Source organism: Streptomyces chilikensis (assembly GCF_001642695.1).
Taxonomy (GTDB): domain Bacteria; phylum Actinomycetota; class Actinomycetes; order Streptomycetales; family Streptomycetaceae; genus Streptomyces; species Streptomyces chilikensis.
On the sequence record NZ_LWCC02000005.1, the window covers coordinates 2743379 to 2760879 of the forward strand.

Sequence of the window (17501 nt, forward strand, 5' to 3'; positions counted from 1 at the left end):
TCCCGCTCCACCAGGAAACGCAGCAGGTCCTGGCGCTGGTCGGACGCGGTCTGCAGCTGCGCGGACTCCGCGGCCTTCAGTTGTGTCAGCAGGTTGAGCGCCGTGGCCGTGTCGTGCGGGTGCTGCGCCAGGTGCTGGCGGACCAGGCGCTCGATGTCCATCTTCTCGTGGGCGGTGGCCGCCAGACGCTCCGCCAGGCGCCGGGCCTCGGCCCGCTCGCGGAGGTCGCGGATCTCCTCCTCGGCCTCGGTCCGCTGCACCGACGTCAGGTGCGTGGTCTGCCCGAGCTGTCTGCGCCGGGACTCCTCGCTCAGCGCCCGCAGGTGCCTCTCGACGGCTTCGTCCGCGTCCATCCGCACCCGGCACCGGAAGACGGTGATGCCCTCCGGCAGCGCGATGTCGCGGTCCAGCTCCTGGTTGGCCTGGTACTCCGCCTGCCGCGCCTCCTCGACGGCGAACCGCGCGGCGACCCGGCGGACCACGTCGGTCACGTAGCCGTAGACGACGGCCAGTGCGTCGCGGACGTTGCGCTGCACCAGCGCCGCGGGATCGTGGACCCGGAAGGCGACGTCCATCGAGGCCCGGAACCGGTGCGCGCCGTCCCGGCAGGTCAGCGGTGTGCGGGTGACGTTGGCCTGCCGGTGGTGGTCGCTGAGGTCGACGACGAAACAGGGCCGGCTGCCGCCGAACCAGCGCTGGCCGCGGGTCCTCTGGTGTTCGACCTCGAAGCGGCCGCTGCCCTCCACGGGGTACACCACGGCGAAGGACGGGGGGAGGTCGGTGCGGGCGCCCACCGCGCCGCGCGGTATGGCGGTCTCGTTCAGGATCAGAGACAGGGGCATGTCACACCCTTCCCGGGGCGAGGTGGTGGTCGAGCTGGATGTCGAGCTGGCCCAGGACCAGCGTGGCCGTCCGCGGCAGCTTCACGACCCGGTCCGCGGCGCGCCAGGTCTCGGCGCAGTCCCGCAGCACCCGGCCCGCCCTGCCGTCGCGTTCGGCGACCGCCCGGGACAGCAGGCGCAGCATCTCCCTGAGTTCGGCGTCCTTCTCGGCGAGCCCGGCCCAGTTGGTGAGCACCTGCTCCGCCTCCCGGTGCAGGAAGGACTCGTTGAGCGCCTCGCACCACAGCCACCGGAACGGCTCGCGCAGCTCGGCGCGCCGGTGCGCCAGGTACAGCAGGGAGGGCCACTCGGGCACCGTGGCGTCCGGGTCGACCTCCTCGGTGCGCACGACCACCTGGGAGGCCACGATGAGGAAGGCGAGCAGGGCCGGGCGGCGCGAGGCGTGCCGGTCCGCCGCGCGCCGCAGCTCGGGCAGGATGCGGCCGACCGCGTCCTGGTCGGCCGCGAGGAGGTCGGCGAGGGCGTATCCGGCGGCCACGGCCAGCCGCAGGTCGTCCACGGCGAGCACCGGCACGATCTCGGCGATCTGGTCGTCGGCCAGTTCGGCCAGGCCGTGCACGCGCACGGAGGTGGCCCGCAGCGGCACGTCGTCGCTGCCGTACCAGCGGGTGAGCAGGTCGGCGACCTCGGTCCGGACCCAGCTGTCGTGGCAGGCGACGGCCAGCGCGTAGGCGACCGCCTCCCGGTGGACGGGGTTGTCGCTCCCCGCCCACGGGGCGAGCACCCGCCGTCCGATGTGCCGGTAGGAGTCCGTGGCGAGCACGCCCACGGCGGTCGCGGCGTGGATCCGGACGTCCTCCGAGGGGTGCTCGGCCAGTTCGCCCAGCCAGTCCAGCAGCTCGCCCTGGATCTCGTACTGCGTCCAGGCGTGCAGGATGATCCGGCGCGGATAGCCGGGGTCCCGGTACTCGAGGACCCGGCCGGGTTCGCCGTCCTGCTTGTCGCGCTCCGTCGCCCTGAGCCGGGCCAGCTGCCGCCGGCGGGGGGTGGCGAAGAGGTCGCGGGACGACACGGTCCGGCCGTCCGGGCCCGGGCCGCGCAGGTGGGGGGCGGTGTCCTCCAGCCGCTCCCGCAGCGAGCGGGCGGCCTGGGCGATGTCCTCCCGGGGGAGGCCGTTGAGCACCGCCAGGGCCAGGGCGAAGCTCCGGGCCGCCGTGTCGGGCAGTCCTTCGGCCCAGATCTCGAAGTCCTCGGCCTCCAGCCGGGTCCGGTGTTCCCGCAGCCGGTCCAGGTCGACGTGCACGAGTTCCTCGAACTGCCGGCACAGCTCGGCGGCCAGTTCGCCGGCCTGGCGGCAGGCCGGCGTGGTCCCCAGCAGTTCCTCGACGGTCTCCGCCACGCCGTCCAGGCCCATCACCCGCTCGGCGTCCCGTCCGGTCAGCAGCCGGCGCACGTGGGCCTCGACGACGCGGATCGGCGCCGGCGCGGTCTCCTCGGCGACGTCCAGGACGCCCGCCAGGATCTCCCCGTCGACCAGGTCGCCCTGCGCAACGGTGATCACCATCCACGCCCGCGCCCGGGCCAGCGCGCCCCGGACCCGCTCGTACGTCTGCCGGTCCAGTCCGGAGATGTCCTGCGGCCGGTCGAGCAGGAAGCCGGCCCCGGGCTCCACCCGTCCGTCGTCGTCCTCGAGCTGATCGGCGAGGGAGGCGAACTCCACGGCGCTGTCGAGGTGGTAGACGGCCGAGGCCTCGCAGCGGCCCAGCAGGAGCCGGACCGCCATCGCCGACTTGCCCAGGCCCGGGGCGCCCCGCAGGACCAGCAGACGGCGGTCGGCCAGGGCCTCCCGGGCGTCCTCCTGGGCCCGCGCGCCGTGGTCGACGTAGGCGGTGCGGACCTGCTCGACGACGAGGGGCGACAGCAGGCTCAGGCTCTTGCGGCGGCCGCCCAGCAGGACCACGTACTTGTCGCCGCCGACCATGTCGCCCGCGACGTTGGCGGCGGCCTGGCGCAGCCGGGCGCGCCGCTGCGAGCCCTCGCCGAGGCGGCTGGTCGCGTCCTGGGCGCCCGACTCCTGGTCGGGGCGCGGGTCCGGGGCGGCGGTCTCCTCCGGGCCGGCGTCCGCGGGCGGGTCGGCGGCCGGCTGTCCGCCCTGGGCGGGCCGGGGGTGGCCTGCGTCGGGGGCGCCGGGCCGGTTCCCCTCCTGGCGCGGGGGCGGGGGTGACGCCGGGCCGGCCGACGGTGCGTTCCCCCGAACCTCACCGGCGGCCGGCTGTCCTTGTGGTGCGGCGGTCACAGGCGCACGTCCCCGCTCGTGCGCACGGTCTGGTTCTTGTCGCCGGCGACCATGTCGCCCTGGACCGTCTCCGCGCTCTGCGTGACCCGCGGCGCGGGGTCGCGGTCGAGGAGCCCGCCGGCCCCGCCCCGGTCGCGGGCCGGCGCGTCGCCGGCCGCGTCGCCGGCGGGGCGCAGGCCGGGCGGCGCGGGGTAACCCGGCGCGGTGATCCAGCCCTTGAGCGCCCGGTCGTGCTTCGCGGTGAACTCGAACGGCAGGAAGGAGGCGGGGTCGACGCCGCGGTGGGCGTGCCGGACGACGTCCCGGTAGAGGCCGTCGGAGACCGCGAGGACCATCCGCGACGCGGTGGCGGCGGTGAGCACCTCGCGCAGCGGCGGGGCGTCGACCAGGCGGAACGCCGTGTTCACCGCGTCCCCCGACCAGCCGTGGCCGTCGCGGCCCGCCGGCCCCTGGTGCAGGGCCACGCGCAGGCGTAACGCGTGTTCCTCGTTGGCCTGTTCGGCGTGCTGGAGGAGTTCCTCGTCCAGCTCCCGCATCAGCGGCCCCACCAGCAGCAGCGGGGAGACCTCCGGACCGACCATCACGAGCGCGCCGTCCCCGCGGTCCTCGGTGGTGCGGGAGCCCGGGGAGAGCCCCGCCCGGTCGCACGCGCCGTCGAGGGCCCGGTACATCGCGGCACGCACCCTCCGCTGCACCGGGTCCCGGCGGGAGCTGAAGTTCTCCACGTCGAGGACCAGGATCCAGTGGTGCATGACGTCGCCGGCCATCACGACCTCCCCCAAGGCAGTCGGCGGTGGGCCCTGTGCGGGGTCCGGGGTGTGTGGGGACCAAGTACACGACAAGCGGTGCTGCACGGTCCACGCCATTTGGCGCATTCCTGTGAATGGCTGGATGTCGTCCCGGTCGGACGCATTCCGGGTGCGGCCCGGCTGCGGCCCGTCCCGGTTGCGGCCCTTCCCGGACCGGGCCGCCGGCCCCGCACGGCGCCGGCGCCGTACGGGGCCGGCGCGCCGGTCAGGACCGCGGGGGCAGCGGAGGCCGTGTGCGGTCGGGGACGGCGTCGTGGCCGGGAGGGGTGGCGGCGGGCCGCTCGGAGAGGAGGTCGAGGGCGATGCGGACGGCGTCCTCCAGGCCGGTGAGGCGGCCCTCGGCCCAGTCGAGCGGCGTGCGCAGGGCCTCGACGTCCGGTTCGACGCCGTGGTTCTCGACCGACCAGCCGTAGGCGTCGAACCACGCCGCGTTCATCGGCACGGTGATGACCGTGCCGTCGCCCAGGCGGTGCCGGCCGGTCATGCCGACCACGCCGCCCCAGGTCCGCTGGCCGACCACCGGGCCGAGATCCAGCAGCTTGAACGCCGCGGTGATCATGTCGCCGTCGGAGGACGTCGCCTCGTCGGCCACGGCCACCACCGGCCCCCGCGGCGCGTTGGAGGCGTAGGAGACCGGCTGGGCGTGGCGGGTGACGTCCCAGCCGAGGATCGTCCTCGTCAGCTGCTCGACGACCAGTTCGCTGATGTGCCCGCCCGCGTTGCCGCGGACGTCGACGATCAGGGCGGGGCGGGAGACCTCCATCCGGACGTCCCGGCTGAACTGCGCCCAGCCGGACCCGCCCATGTCGGGGATGTGCAGGTAGCCGCACCGTCCCTCGCTCAGCTCACGGACGATCTCCCGCCGCTCGGCGACCCAGGTCTGGTAGCGCAGCGGCCGCTCGTCGGCCAGCGGCAGCACCGCGACCCGGCGGGTGGGACCGTCTCCGGGGGACGCGAAGGTCAGCTCCACGGTGGTCTCCGCGGTGCCGGCGAGCAGCGGGAAGGGGCCGGCGGTGACCTCGACCGGGCGGCCGTTCACGTGGGTCAGCACCGCGCCCTCGCGGACGCCGGTGCCGGCCAGCGGGGAACGGGCGCGCGAGTCGGAGGAGTCGCCCGGCAGGATCCGCCCGACCTGCCAGCCCGCCGGCGTGCGCACGAGGTCCGCGCCGAGCAGGCCCTGCCGCCGCTGGTAGTGCGGCGGTCCCTCGTTGCGGCGGGCGGGGGTGACGTAGGCGTGCGAGGTGCCCAGTTCGCCCAGGACCTCGCGCAGCAGGTCGGCGAACTCGTCGGGCGTGGAGACCCGCTCGACCAGCGGCCGGTACTGGGCGAGGACCGCGTCCCAGTCGATGCCGCACATCCCGGGGTCCCAGAAGTAGGCCCGGGTGAGCCGCCCGGCCTCCTCGTACGCCTGCCGCCACTCGGCGCCCGGGTCGACCCGGTGCAGGATCCGCCGGGCGTCGATCCACACCGTGGTGTCGGTGTCGCCGGGTTCGGTGGCCGGCATGGCGCGCAGCTCGCCGTCCTGGACCACCACCAGCCGGGAGCCGTCGCCGCTGACGCCGAACCACTCCAGGTGGCGCACGAGTTCGGTGCGCCGCGCCTTGGCGATGTGGAAGTGCTCCAGGGAGGGCCGGTCGCTGGGGTCGTCCGGGTTGGCGAAGGTCTCGCCGAGCGCGCCCGAGATCGGCCAGCGCAGCCAGACCAGCCCGCCGCCCGCCACCGGGGTGAGCCCGGAGTACTTGGAGGCGGCCACCGGGAACGGCGTCACCCGGCTCTCCAGGCCCTCTGTCTCGATGGAGACCACCCCGGGCTCGTCGGCCTCCTCCATCTCCAGCCCGCCCGCCGCCGGGCGGCCCTCGGGGGAGAGGGCGAACGGCGACGGCGTGGCGGAGGAGAGCGGCACCAGGTAGGGGCGGGAGCCCAGCGGGAAGGAGAGGTCGCCGGTGTGCACGTCGTACACCGGGTCGAAGCCCCGCCACGAGAGGAAGGCCAGGTAGCGGCCGTCGCTGGTGAAGACGGGGCTCTCGTCCTCGAAGCGGCCGTCCGTGACGTCGACGACCAGGCCGTCCTTGATCCGGGCGAGCTTGATCCGGCGCAGGGTCCGCCCCACGGTCGGGTGCGACCAGGTGAGCCAGGCGCCGTCGGGGGAGAAGGCGAGGTCGCGCACCGGGCCGTTGTCGGAGCGGACCAGTTCGGTGACCGAGCCGTACGCCCCGGAGTCGGAGCCGGCGTCGTCGGAGACGGTGATCAGCAGCAGGCGGCCGTCGTGGGAGGCCACCGCCAGGCGGCCGCCGTCCGGGTCGGCGTGCATCTCCAGCACCCGGCCCAGCCGTCCGGAGGCCAGCCGGTGCGGGGCCCGGTCGCCGGTGGCGCGCGGCAGGTAGGCGATCTCGACGGCGTCCTCGCCCTCGGCGTCGGTCACGTACGCGATGCGCCCGCTGCCGCCCAGCATCTCCGGCAGCCGCACCCGCACGCCCGGCAGGTCGGTGATGGTCCGCGCCGGACCGTCGCGGTGGGTGAGCCAGTACAGGCTGCCCCGGACCACGACCGCGCTGGCCCGCCCGGTCCCGTCCACCGCGATCCCGCCGACGTGCTGGGCGGCCGGCACCTGGTGGACGCGGCGGCCGGCGCGCGGGCCGCCGGTGCGCACGTCCAGCCGGCGGGGCTCGGAGCCGGCCGTGAGGTCGTCGAGCATCCACAGGTCGCCGCCGCACTGGTAGACCACCCGGGTGCCGTCGCCGGAGGCGTTGCGGGCGTAGAACTCGGCGTGGTCGGTGTGGCGGCGCAGGCCGGTGCCGTCCAGGGCGCAGGAGTAGAGGTTGCCGACGCCCTCGTGGTCGGAGAGGAAGGCGATCCGGTCGCCGACGAACTGCGGGCAGTCCAGGTGCCCGCCGAGGCCGGCGAGGAGCCGTTGCCCGTCCAGCCAGAGGCGGCCGGTGGCGCCGCCGCGGTAGCGCTTCCAGGAGGCGGGCTCGTGCGGGGGCGTGCCGGTGAGCAGCAGGGTGCGCCACTCGTCGTCGTTCCCGGGGTGCTCCGGCTCCTCCGCCGCCCCGTGTCCTGCGGCGGCCCGGGGGTCGGCGGTGAGGTCGATGTCGGAGACCGGTCCCCAGCGCAGCGGCGCGCCGGGGCCGCCGTCCAGGGGGACCGCGTAGGAGAAGGTGACCGGGAAGGGCCGGCCGTGCGAGGAGACGGCGAGGACGTCGCTGCGGCCGCCGAGGTCCGGGTCGGGCGGGGTCCAGCCGCAGACCCGGGCGTCCGGGCCGCCCCAGTAGGTCAGCCGGGTCGCCCCGCCGCCCTCCACCGGCATTACGTGCACCTCGGGGGCCAGGGCGTGCCAGGAGGTGTAGGCGATCAGCGTGCCGTCCGGCGAGAAGCGGGGGTGGCCGATCTTGGTGCGGTCCGAGGTGAGCCGCCACGCCCGGCCGCACTCGCCGCCCTTCTCCAAGGGCGCCAGCCAGAGGTCGTCCTCGGCCACGAAGCACAGCAGGTCGCCGCGGAGGTGGGGCAGGCGGAAAAAGGTCACCCCACCATGCTTCGGCGGTCCGGGCGGCCGGGCAACTCGGGCGGCGTCCGCGCGGGCCCGCCGGGGGCCGGCGCCGTCGGCGCCGCCGCCGGGAAGGCCGCCGTCGCGGGCGCCAGGCCCCCGCCGGCGGGGCGGGAGGGGCCGGCGGCTGCGCGGGCGGGGCGGGCGGCTGCTGCGGGGCGGGGTGGCCGGGCGGCGGGGCGTCCTGGGGCCGCGCGGACTTGCGCAGCGGGTCGTCGTCGGACGGCCGGGACGGCTGATCGGGCGGCTGAGTCATCAGCGTCTCCCCCTCTTCACTGACCGACGCGCCGCGCCTGTCCGCTTCCTGGCCCCTCAGCGGCACTCAAGGACCGATTGTCATACCGGAGCCTTTTCTATCACCCGTGCCGGAACGCGACGGGCCGGTTCCTCCCCTGTTCCCAAGGGAGGACCGGCCCGTGACGCCGCTGTTATCGGTGACGCCCCGTCAGGGGTCCGGGGACCCTCAGGCGTCCTCGGCGAGCTCCAGCCACTGCATCTCCAGCTCGTCCCGCTCGCCCGCGAGTTCGCGCAGCCTGGCGTCGAGTTCGGCGACCTTCGCGAAGTCGGTGGCGTTGTCGGCGATCTGGGCGTGCAGCTTGCCCTCCTGCTCGGAGATCTTGTCGATCCGGCGCTCGATCCTCTGGAGCTCCTTCTTGGCGGCCCGCTGGTCCGCGGCGCTCTTCTCCGCGGTGGGCCTGGCCGCCGGCGCGGGGGCGGAGGCGGCGGCCGCCTCCTCCATCCTGCGGCGGCGCTCCAGGTACTCGTCGATGCCGCGCGGCAGCATCCTCAGGGCGGAGTCGCCGAGCAGGGCGAACACCCGGTCGGTGGTGCGCTCGACGAAGAACCGGTCGTGGGAGATCACGATCATGGAGCCGGGCCAGCCGTCGAGGACGTCCTCGAGCTGGGTGAGGGTCTCGATGTCGAGGTCGTTGGTGGGCTCGTCGAGGAAGAGGACGTTGGGCTCGTCCATCAGCAGCCGCAGCAGCTGCAGCCGACGGCGCTCACCGCCGGAGAGGTCGCCGACCGGCGTCCACTGCTTCTCCTTGGTGAAGCCGAACGTCTCGCAGAGCTGGCCGGCGGTCATCTCCCGGCCCTTGCCCAGGTCCACGCGCTCGCGCACCTTCTGCACGGCCTCCAGGACCCGCCAGTCCGGGTCGAGTTCGGCGACCTCCTGCGAGAGGTAGGCCAGCTTGACCGTCCGGCCCACCTTGATCCGCCCGGCCGCGGGCTGCTCCTCGCCGTCGCTGCGGGCGGCGGCGGCCATGGCGCGCAGCAGCGAGGTCTTGCCGGCGCCGTTGACGCCGACCAGGCCGATGCGGTCGCCGGGGCCGAGCTGCCAGGTGACGTGCTGGAGCAGGGTCTTGGGGCCGGCCTGGACGGTGACGTCCTCGAGGTCGAAGACGGTCTTCCCGAGGCGGGAGGAGGCGAACTTCATCAGTTCGGACGTGTCGCGCGGCGGCGGGACGTCGGCGATCAGCTCGTTGGCGGCCTCGACGCGGAAGCGGGGCTTGGAGGTGCGGGCGGGGGCGCCGCGGCGCAGCCAGGCCAGCTCCTTGCGGACCAGGTTCTGCCGCTTGGCCTCCTCGGTCTGCGCGATCCGCTCGCGTTCGGCGCGGGCGAAGACGTAGTCGGAGTAGCCGCCCTCGTACTCGTGGACGTCGCCGCGCTGCACGTCCCACATGCGGGTGCAGACCTGGTCGAGGAACCAGCGGTCGTGGGTGACGCAGACGAGGGCGGAGCGGCGGGCGGCGAGGTGCGCGGCGAGCCAGGCGATGCCCTCGACGTCGAGGTGGTTGGTGGGCTCGTCCAGGACGATCAGGTCCTGTTCGGCGATGAGCAGCTTGGCGAGCGCGATGCGGCGGCGCTCGCCGCCGGAGAGGGGGCCGATGACGGTGTCCAGGCCCTTGGGGAAGCCGGGGAGGTCCAGGCCGCCGAAGAGGCCGGTGAGGACGTCGCGGATCTTCGCGTCGCCGGCCCACTCGTGGTCGGCGAGGTCGCCGATCACCTCGTGGCGGACGGTGGCCCCGGGGTCGAGGGAGTCGTGCTGGGTCAGCACGCCGAGGCGGAGGCCGCCGGCGTGGGTGACGCGGCCGGTGTCCGCCTCCTCCAGCTTGGCGAGCAGGCGGATCAGGGTGGTCTTGCCGTCGCCGTTGCGGCCGACGACGCCGATGCGGTCCCCCTCGGAGACGCCGAGGGAGATGCCGTCCAGGAGGGTGCGGGTGCCGTACACCTTGTGGACGTTCTCGACATTGACCAGGTTGACGGCCATTTCTCTCCAACCGAGGGGGACGAGCTCAGCGGTCCAGGTTAGCCCCCGCCCGGGGGTGCGGGGGGCGCGGTTCGCACCCCCCGCCTCCGAGGGCGGCGCCGCGGCCCGCCGGTGCGGGGGCGCCCGGTGCGGGCGGCGTGCGCGGGGCCGGGCGGCCGCCGGGGTCAGCGGTCCGCGTTCTTCGCGGCGACGACCGCATCGAAGACGTCCCGCTTGGGGACGCCCGCCTCCGCGGCGACCGCGGCGATCGCCTCCTTGCGCCGCTCCCCCGCCTCCTCCCGCACCCGGACCCGCCGCACCAGCTCCTCGGCGTCCACGTCCCCGGGCGCGGGCTCGGGCGCGCCCTCGACCACCACCGTGATCTCGCCCCGCACCCCTTCCCGGGCCCACGCCGCCAGCTCGGCCAGCGGTCCCCGCCGCACCTCCTCGTACGTCTTGGTCAGCTCCCGGCAGACCGCCGCCCGCCGGTCCCCGCCGAACACCTCGGCCATCGCCGCGAGCGTGTCGTCCAGCCGGTGCGGCGCCTCGAAGTAGACGAGGGTGCGCCGCTCCTGCGCGACCTCCCGCAGCCGCCCCAGCCGCTCGCCGGCCTTGCGCGGCAGGAACCCCTCGAAGCAGAACCGGTCCACCGGCAGCCCGGACACCGCCAGCGCGGTCAGCACCGCCGACGGTCCCGGCACGGCGGTGACCTTGATGTCGTGCTCCACGGCGGCGGCGACCAGCCGGTAGCCGGGGTCGGAGACCGAGGGCATGCCCGCGTCCGTCACCAGCAGCACCCGCGCGCCGCCGCGCAGCGCCTCGACCAGCTCGGGGGTGCGGGCGGTCTCGTTGCCCTCGAAGTAGGAGACGACCCGTCCCTCGGTGCGCACCCCGAGCGCCTGGGTGAGGCGGCGCAGCCGGCGGGTGTCCTCGGCGGCGACCACGTCGGCCCCGGCGAGTTCCCGGGCCAGGCGCGGCGGGGCGTCCGCCACGTCCCCGATGGGCGTTCCGGCGAGCACGAGGACGCCGCCCTCCGGAGACGGGGAGGCGGGGGAGACGGACACGGCGGGCGTGTCGGAAGGCGTATCGGTCACCGTTCCATCGTCCCAGCCCGCCAACCCTGCCCCGCGCACCGCCCTGTTCCCTACGATGGCGCGGTGACCAGTACCCCGACCGAAACGGACCTCCGGCAGGGCCGGCCGCCGCTCAAGGGCGAGGCGGCGGGTCCGCCCGCCGGCGACGTCCGCAGCCGGCTGGTGCCCCCGTTCATGTCGCCCGGCCCTCGCCTGTGGGAGACGCTGCGGATCCCGCCGGCCACCGGCGACGCCCTCGCCCGCCGGGCCGGCTGGGCGGGTCCGCTGCTGGTGACCCTCTTCGCCGGCCTGCTGCGCTTCCGGGACCTGGGGAGCCCCCGGGCGGTGATGTTCGACGAGACGTACTACGCGAAGGACGCGTGGGCGCTCGTGCACCGCGGGTTCGAGCTGAGCTGGCCCAAGGACGTCGACAAGCTGATCATCGAGCGGGGCGGTGACGTCCCGCTGCCCGTGGACCCGGCCTACGTGGTGCATCCGCCGGTCGGCAAGTACGTGATCGGCCTGGGCGAGCTGATGTTCGGCTTCGACCCGTTCGGCTGGCGGTTCATGGTCGCGGTGCTCGGCACGCTGTCGGTGCTGATGCTCTGCCGGATCGGCCGCCGGATGTTCCGCTCGACGTTCCTGGGGTGCCTGGCCGGCCTGCTGCTGGCGGTCGACGGGCTGCACTTCGTGATGAGCCGGACCGCGCTGCTGGACGGCGTGCTGATGTTCTTCGTGCTCGCCGCGTTCGGCTGCCTGGTGGTGGACCGGGACCGGGCGCGGGCCCGGCTGGCCGCCGCGCTGCCCGCGGACGGCCAGGGCCGGGTGCGGCCGGACGCGGAGATCGCGCGGACGCTGCGGCTGGGCGCGCGGCCCTGGCGGTGGGCGGCCGGCCTGATGATGGGCCTGGCCATCGGCACCAAGTGGAGCGGCTTCGTGGTGCTGGCGGCGTTCGGGCTGCTGACGGTCCTGTGGGACGTGGGCGCGCGGCGCGCGGCGGGGGCGCGGAACCCGTACGGGGCGGTGCTGCGGCGGGACGTGGTGCCGGCCTTCGTGGCGACGGTGCCGGTCGCCGTCGTGACCTACGTGGTGTCGTGGACCGGCTGGATCCTCTCCTCCGACGACGGCACCGGCGGCTACTACCGCAACTGGGCCGCCACCGAGGGGCAGGGCGCGGGCTGGACGTTCCTGCCGGAGTGGCTGCGCAGCCTGTGGCACTACGAGAACCAGGTGTGGGGCTTCCACGTGGGCCTGACCTCGCCGCACACCTACGAGTCCAACCCGTGGTCGTGGCTGGTGATGGGCCGCCCGGTCTCCTACTTCTACGAGTCGCCCGGTCCGGGCCAGGACGGCTGCCCGTCGGACGTGGCGGACAAGTGCGCCCGCGAGGTGCTGGCCATCGGCACCCCGATGCTGTGGTGGGCGGGCTGCTTCGCGCTGCTGTACGTGCTGTGGCGGTGGGCGCTGCGCCGGGACTGGCGGGCCGGGGGGATCCTGTGCGGGATCGCGGCCGGTTACCTGCCGTGGTTCATGTACCAGGAGCGGACGATCTTCCTGTTCTACGCGGTGGCCTTCGTGCCGTTCCTCTGTCTGGCGCTGGCGATGACGGCGGGGGCGATGCTGGGGCGGCCGGACGCGGGCGAGACGCGGCGGGTGGCCGGCATCTCGGGGGTGGGCCTGCTGGTGCTGCTGGTGCTGTGGAACTTCGCGCACTTCTGGCCGGTCCTCACCGGGGAGCCGATCCCGCTGGAGGAGTGGCAGACCCGGATGTGGCTGGACACCTGGGTGTGACGGCCGCGCCGTGACGGCCCCGGGCGGCGGCCGGGGCCGGCGGCCGCGGGTGCGACGGCCGGGTGCGACGACGGCGGGCGGAGGGCCGCCCGCGGCAACGTACGCTGGTGCCGTGAGCAGCCCCACCCCCGCCGACGCCCTTCTCGGTCCCGCAGACGTACGCGAACTCGCCGCCGCCCTCGGGGTCCGCCCCACCAAGCAGCGCGGCCAGAACTTCGTGATCGACGCCAACACGGTCCGCCGGATCGTCCGCACCGCCGAGGTCCGCCCCGAGGACACCGTGGTCGAGGTGGGCCCCGGCCTGGGTTCGCTGACGCTGGCCCTGCTGGAGGTCGCCGACCGGGTCACCGCCGTGGAGATCGACGACGTGCTGGCGTCCGCGCTGCCCGCGACGATCTCCGCGCGGATGCCGGAGCGGGCCGGGCGGTTCGCGCTGGTGCACTCCGACGCGATGCTGGTGCGGGAGCTGCCCGGCCCGGCCCCGACGGCACTGGTGGCGAACCTGCCGTACAACGTGGCGGTGCCGGTGCTGCTGCACATGCTGGAGACGTTCCCCACCATCGAGCGGACGCTGGTGATGGTGCAGGCCGAGGTCGCCGACCGGCTGGCCGCCGGGCCGGGCAACAAGGTGTACGGCGTGCCGTCGGTGAAGGCCAACTGGTACGCCGAGGTGAAGCGCGCCGGGGCGATCGGGCGGAACGTGTTCTGGCCCGCCCCCAACGTGGACAGCGGCCTGGTCTCGCTGGTCCGGCGCACCGAGCCGGTCGCCACCTCCGCCTCCCGGCAGGAGGTGTTCGCGGTGGTCGACGCCGCGTTCGCGCAGCGCCGCAAGACGCTGCGGGCGGCGCTGGCCGGCTGGGCCGGGTCGGCCGCCGCCGCGGAGGCCGCGCTGGTCGCCGCCGGGGTGTCGCCGCAGGCCCGCGGTGAGGCCCTCACCGTGCACGAGTTCGCCCGCATCGCCGAGAACCGCGTCCCCGGCGACCACGCCCCGGGAAGCCGTGGCGCCGGGCGGCACGGCACCGCCGAGCGGAAGGACTCCCCGGCGTGAGCGTCACCGTCCGCGTCCCCGCCAAGGTCAACGTGCAGCTCGCGGTGGGCGCCGCGCGGCCGGACGGGTTCCACCCGCTGGCCAACGTCTTCCTCGCCGTCGGGCTGTACGACCGGGTGACGGTCACCCCGGCCGAGGAGCTCCGGGTCACCTGCTCGGGCCCCGGCTCCGACCAGGTGCCGCTGGACGCCACCAACCTGGCGGCCCGCGCGGCACTGGCCCTGGCCGCCCGGTACGGGCGCACCGGCCGGGACGCGGCCGTGCACCTCCACATCGACAAGGACATCCCGGTGGCCGGCGGCATGGCCGGCGGCAGCGCGGACGGCGCGGGCGCGCTGCTGGCCTGCGACGCGCTGTGGGGCACCGGCGCCTCCCGCGAGGAGCTGCTGGAGATCTGCGCGGAGCTGGGCAGCGACGTGCCGTTCAGCCTGGTGGGCGGGGCGGCGCTGGGTGTGGGCCGGGGCGAGCTGCTGACGCCGCTGGAGGTGGGCGGCGACTTCCACTGGGTGTTCGCGATGGCCTCCCGGGGCCTGTCGACGCCGGCGGTGTTCCGCGAGTTCGACCGGCTCACCGGGCACGCCGTGGTCCCCGAGCCGGTGGCGAGCGAGCCGCTGCTGGCGGCGCTGGCCAAGGGCGACGTGGACGCGCTGGCCGGGGCGGTCTCCAACGACCTCCAGCCGGCGGCGCTCTCCCTCTTCCCGGAGCTGGCCCGCACCCTCGAGGCGGGCCGTGCGGCGGGCGCGGTGGCGGCCCTGGTCTCGGGCTCCGGCCCCACCACGGCCTACCTGGCCCGCGACGCCGCGTCCGCCGCCCGGATCGCCGACGCCCTCACCGCGTCGGGCACCTGCCGCACGGTCCGCCTGGCCACGGCGCCCGCCCCGGGCGCGACGGTGCTCTAGGCACGCGGTCCCGCCCGGCGGGGATCCCGTCGTCACGGCGGGCGGCGTGCCGTGATCCGCCGTCGTGACCCGGTCCGTCACGCGCGTGCCCGCCGGCGGGCATAGCCTGGAAGGCAGGACATGCCGTCGCGTCGGAAGGAGCGGGCATGACCACGCAGCCTCCGTACCGCGCCCAGGAGTCGTACTCCTTCGCCTGCATGCGCTGCGGGTACGGCTGGGAGCAGGACTACGAGATCCACCACCACGTCCACGCCGACGGCTCCGAGTCCGTGACCTACCGCGCCGACGGCGAGACCGTTCCCTCCCCCCTCTCCCGGCCGGTCTGCGTGAACTGCGGCAGCCACGTCGTGCGGATCATGCAGCCGGGGCGGGTGCACGTCTTCGAGGAGCTGTTGCAGGGCTCGCACCGGGCGCAGCCCCACGGACACCACTGGTGGAACCGCCCGGCGCCCTGAGCCCGCGGTCACGGGAGCGGCGTCCGCGTTCGTAGGATCGGTGGCATGCCTTCGAAGAACCACGCCGAAGCCCCTCCGCCGCCCGAGCCGCTGCGGATCGCGGTCGCCGACTCGCACACCCACCTGGACATGCAGTCCGGCACCGTCGAGGAGGCCCTCGCGGCGGCGGCCGCGGTGGGCGTGAACACGCTGGTCCAGGTCGGCTGCGACCTGAAGGGCTCGCGCTGGGCCGCCGAGACGGCCGCGGCGTACGCGGACGTCCACGCCGCCGTCGCCCTGCACCCGAACGAGGCGCCCCGCGTGGTGCTGGGCGACCCGGACGGCTGGTCCCGGCAGGGCGCGCGCGAGGCGGGCGGGGAGGCGGCGCTGGACGAGCAGCTCGCCCAGATCGACGCGCTGGCCGCGCTGGAGCAGGTGAAGGCGGTCGGCGAGACCGGCCTGGACTTCTTCCGCACCGGCGACGAGGGCCGCGCGGCGCAGGAGCGGTCGTTCCGGGCGCACGTGGAGATCGCCAAGCGGCACGGCAAGGCGCTGGTCATCCACGACCGGGACGCCCACGAGGACGTGCTGCGCGTCCTGAAGGAGGAGGGCGCCCCGGAGCGCACGGTCTTCCACTGCTACTCGGGCGACGCGCAGATGGCGGAGATCTGCGCGCGCGAGGGCTACTACATGTCGTTCGCCGGCAACGTCACCTTCAAGAACGCCCAGAACCTGCGGGACGCGGTGGCGGTGGCCCCGGCGGAGCTGCTGCTGGTGGAGACCGACGCGCCGTTCCTCACCCCGTCGCCGTGGCGGGGCCGGCCCAACGCGCCGTACCTGATCCCGGTGACCGTCCGGGCGATGGCCGAGGTGCGGGGGATGCCGGAGGAGGCGCTGTGCGAGGCGATCGCCGCCAACACCGCACGGGCCTTCGGCTACCGCGCTCCGTAGGGGACCGTCGCGGGGCCGTCACGGGAGCGTCGCGGGGCCGTCGCGAAACCGTTCCGCCCCTTCCCTTCGTCCTCCTCCGTACCATCGGTCACGCACCTGGGGAGGGGAGCGCTGATGCGCAAGGGAGCGAAGGTCGCCGTGGTGTCCACGGCGTGCGCCGTGCTGCTGGGCGGGGCGGGGTACGGGGCGTACAACGTCCTGTCGGCGTTAGGGGGCGACGGGATCGGCCTGACCGCGGCCGATCCCGATGATCCGCTGGACGCCGAGGACGTCCGGGAGGCCTCGTCCGCCTTCTTCGACGCGTGGGAGAAGGGCGACGGGTACGCCGCCGCCGCGGCCACCAACGACGAGGCGGCCGCGGGCGCCCTGCTGAACGGGCTGTCCGAGCAGGCCGCGGTGGGCGACGTCCGGATCACCCCGGGGAAGGCGAGGGGCGCCACCGTCCCGTTCTCGGTGCGGGCGACCGTGAGCCTGGACGGCAGGAGCAAGCCGCTCGCCTACGACACCGAGCTGACCGTGGTGCGCGGCCGCACCACCGCGAAGCCGCTGGTCGACTGGGAGCCGACGGTCGTCCACCCGCGGCTGGAGGAGGGCGACACCCTGGTCACGGGGCCGTCCGAAGCACCCGCGATCAAGGCCGTGGACCGCGACGGGAAGGTGCTCACCGCCGAGAGGTACCCGTCGCTGGAGCCGGTCGTCGCCCAGCTGCGGGAACGTTACGGCAGCTCGGCGGGCGGCAGCCCGTCGGTGGAGCTGGTGATCCGGCACGCCGCCCCGGACGTCCCCGACACCCCCCTGCTGACGCTGGCCGAGGGCAGGGCGGGCGAAATCCGCACCACGATCTCCGCCGCCGTGCAGAAGGCCGCGGAGGCGGCGGTGAAGCAGTACGCGGAGTCCTCGGTGGTCGCCCTGGAGCCCAGCACCGGCGAGGTGCTGGCAATGGCCAACCACCGCTCGGACGGCTTCGACGCGGCGTTCCAGGGCCGGCTCGCGCCCGGCTCCACGATGAAGATCGTCACCGCGGCGATGCTGATCGAGGAGGGCGTGACCAGCGCGGCCGGCCCGGCGCCCTGCCCGCCGGACGCGATGTGGCGGGGCCAGACCTTCCGCAACATCACCGGGCTGACGCCGAACGAGGACGCCACCCTGGCCGACAGCTTCTCGCGGTCCTGCAACACCGCCTTCATCAAGCTGATCGACGAGGTGGAGGACGACACCCTGTCCGAGGTCGCGCGGGAGCGGTTCGGGCTGGGCCGGGACGACTGGAAGACCGGCGTCGTCTCCTTCGACGGCAGCGTGCCGGCCTCCGGCGGTCCGGACCGCGCCGCCAACGCGATCGGCCAGGGGCAGGTGCAGCTGAGCCCGCTGAACGTCGCCTCGATCACGGCCACCGCGAAGACCGGCGCGTTCGAGCAACCCCGCCTGGTGTCGCCCGAGCTCGACGGCCGCCGCCTCGCCACCGCCCGCGGCCTCTCCCCGGACGTCGCCGCGCAGCTGCGGCAGATGATGCACCTGACCGCCACCCAGGGGTCGGGAAGGGACGCCATGCGCGGCCTCGGCCCGGAC

Annotated in this window: 12 protein-coding genes; 6 read left to right on the top strand and 6 right to left on the bottom strand. The window is 75.1% G+C overall.

What is annotated here, in order from left to right; all coding sequences use genetic code 11:
• The 6 genes from A2U95_RS12355 to rsmI all read right to left on the bottom strand — a co-directional run.
• On the bottom strand, positions 1-842 hold an 842-nt coding region (locus A2U95_RS12355), incomplete at its 3' end, for an SPFH domain-containing protein (RefSeq protein WP_166022172.1).
• 1 nt (position 843) lies between these two features.
• Positions 844-3138, bottom strand: coding sequence for a HEAT repeat domain-containing protein (locus A2U95_RS12360; RefSeq protein WP_166022173.1), 2295 nt, complete (start codon positions 3136-3138; stop codon positions 844-846).
• A complete protein-coding gene (locus A2U95_RS12365) occupies positions 3135-3905 on the bottom strand; it encodes a nucleotidyl cyclase domain-containing protein (protein WP_166022174.1) in 771 nt (256 codons plus the stop codon). Before A2U95_RS12365 ends, A2U95_RS12360 begins: the two co-directional genes overlap by 4 nt.
• A gap of 247 nt (positions 3906-4152) precedes the next feature.
• Positions 4153-7470: a S41 family peptidase gene (locus A2U95_RS12370; RefSeq protein WP_166022175.1), complete on the bottom strand. Its 3318-nt coding sequence runs from the start codon at positions 7468-7470 to the stop codon at positions 4153-4155.
• Positions 7471-7954: 484 nt separating this feature from the next.
• Positions 7955-9760 carry an ABC-F family ATP-binding cassette domain-containing protein gene (locus A2U95_RS12375; protein ID WP_166022176.1) on the bottom strand — a complete coding sequence of 602 codons (1806 nt, stop codon included), beginning with the start codon at positions 9758-9760 and terminating at the stop codon, positions 7955-7957.
• A 164-nt stretch (positions 9761-9924) separates the two neighbouring features.
• Positions 9925-10803, bottom strand: a complete 879-nt coding sequence (gene rsmI, locus A2U95_RS12380; protein WP_166025124.1) for a 16S rRNA (cytidine(1402)-2'-O)-methyltransferase — start codon at positions 10801-10803, stop codon at positions 9925-9927.
• 93 nt (positions 10804-10896) lie between these two features.
• Here rsmI and A2U95_RS12385 point away from each other — a divergent pair, with 93 nt between their 5' ends.
• The 6 genes from A2U95_RS12385 to A2U95_RS12410 all read left to right on the top strand — a co-directional run.
• Entirely contained in the window at positions 10897-12603 is a 1707-nt protein-coding gene (locus A2U95_RS12385; protein WP_166022177.1) for a dolichyl-phosphate-mannose--protein mannosyltransferase, read from the top strand.
• Between the two features lie 112 nt (positions 12604-12715).
• Positions 12716-13651, top strand: a complete 936-nt coding sequence (gene rsmA, locus A2U95_RS12390; protein WP_166022178.1) for a 16S rRNA (adenine(1518)-N(6)/adenine(1519)-N(6))-dimethyltransferase RsmA — start codon at positions 12716-12718, stop codon at positions 13649-13651.
• Positions 13648-14550: a 4-(cytidine 5'-diphospho)-2-C-methyl-D-erythritol kinase gene (locus tag A2U95_RS12395; protein WP_166022179.1), complete on the top strand. Its 903-nt coding sequence runs from the start codon at positions 13648-13650 to the stop codon at positions 14548-14550. Before rsmA ends, A2U95_RS12395 begins: the two co-directional genes overlap by 4 nt.
• Before the next feature lie 146 nt (positions 14551-14696).
• Positions 14697-15005 (top strand): hypothetical protein, encoded by a 309-nt coding sequence (locus tag A2U95_RS12400; RefSeq protein ID WP_166022180.1) that lies wholly within the window; start codon positions 14697-14699, stop codon positions 15003-15005.
• Positions 15006-15050: 45 nt separating this feature from the next.
• A complete protein-coding gene (locus A2U95_RS12405) occupies positions 15051-15935 on the top strand; it encodes a TatD family hydrolase (RefSeq protein WP_166022181.1) in 885 nt (294 codons plus the stop codon).
• Between the two features lie 114 nt (positions 15936-16049).
• On the top strand, positions 16050-17501 hold a 1452-nt coding region (locus tag A2U95_RS12410), incomplete at its 3' end, for a penicillin-binding transpeptidase domain-containing protein (protein WP_240957295.1).

Excerpts from the sequence above, each read along its gene's own strand:
- A2U95_RS12365 (WP_166022174.1), bottom strand. The coding sequence starts at position 3,905 with ATGGCCGGCGACGTCATGCACCACTGGATCCTGGTCCTCGACGTGGAG.
- A2U95_RS12375 (WP_166022176.1), bottom strand. The coding sequence starts at position 9,760 with ATGGCCGTCAACCTGGTCAATGTCGAGAACGTCCACAAGGTGTACGGC.
- A2U95_RS12400 (WP_166022180.1), top strand. The coding sequence starts at position 14,697 with ATGACCACGCAGCCTCCGTACCGCGCCCAGGAGTCGTACTCCTTCGCC.
- A2U95_RS12405 (WP_166022181.1), top strand. The coding sequence starts at position 15,051 with ATGCCTTCGAAGAACCACGCCGAAGCCCCTCCGCCGCCCGAGCCGCTG.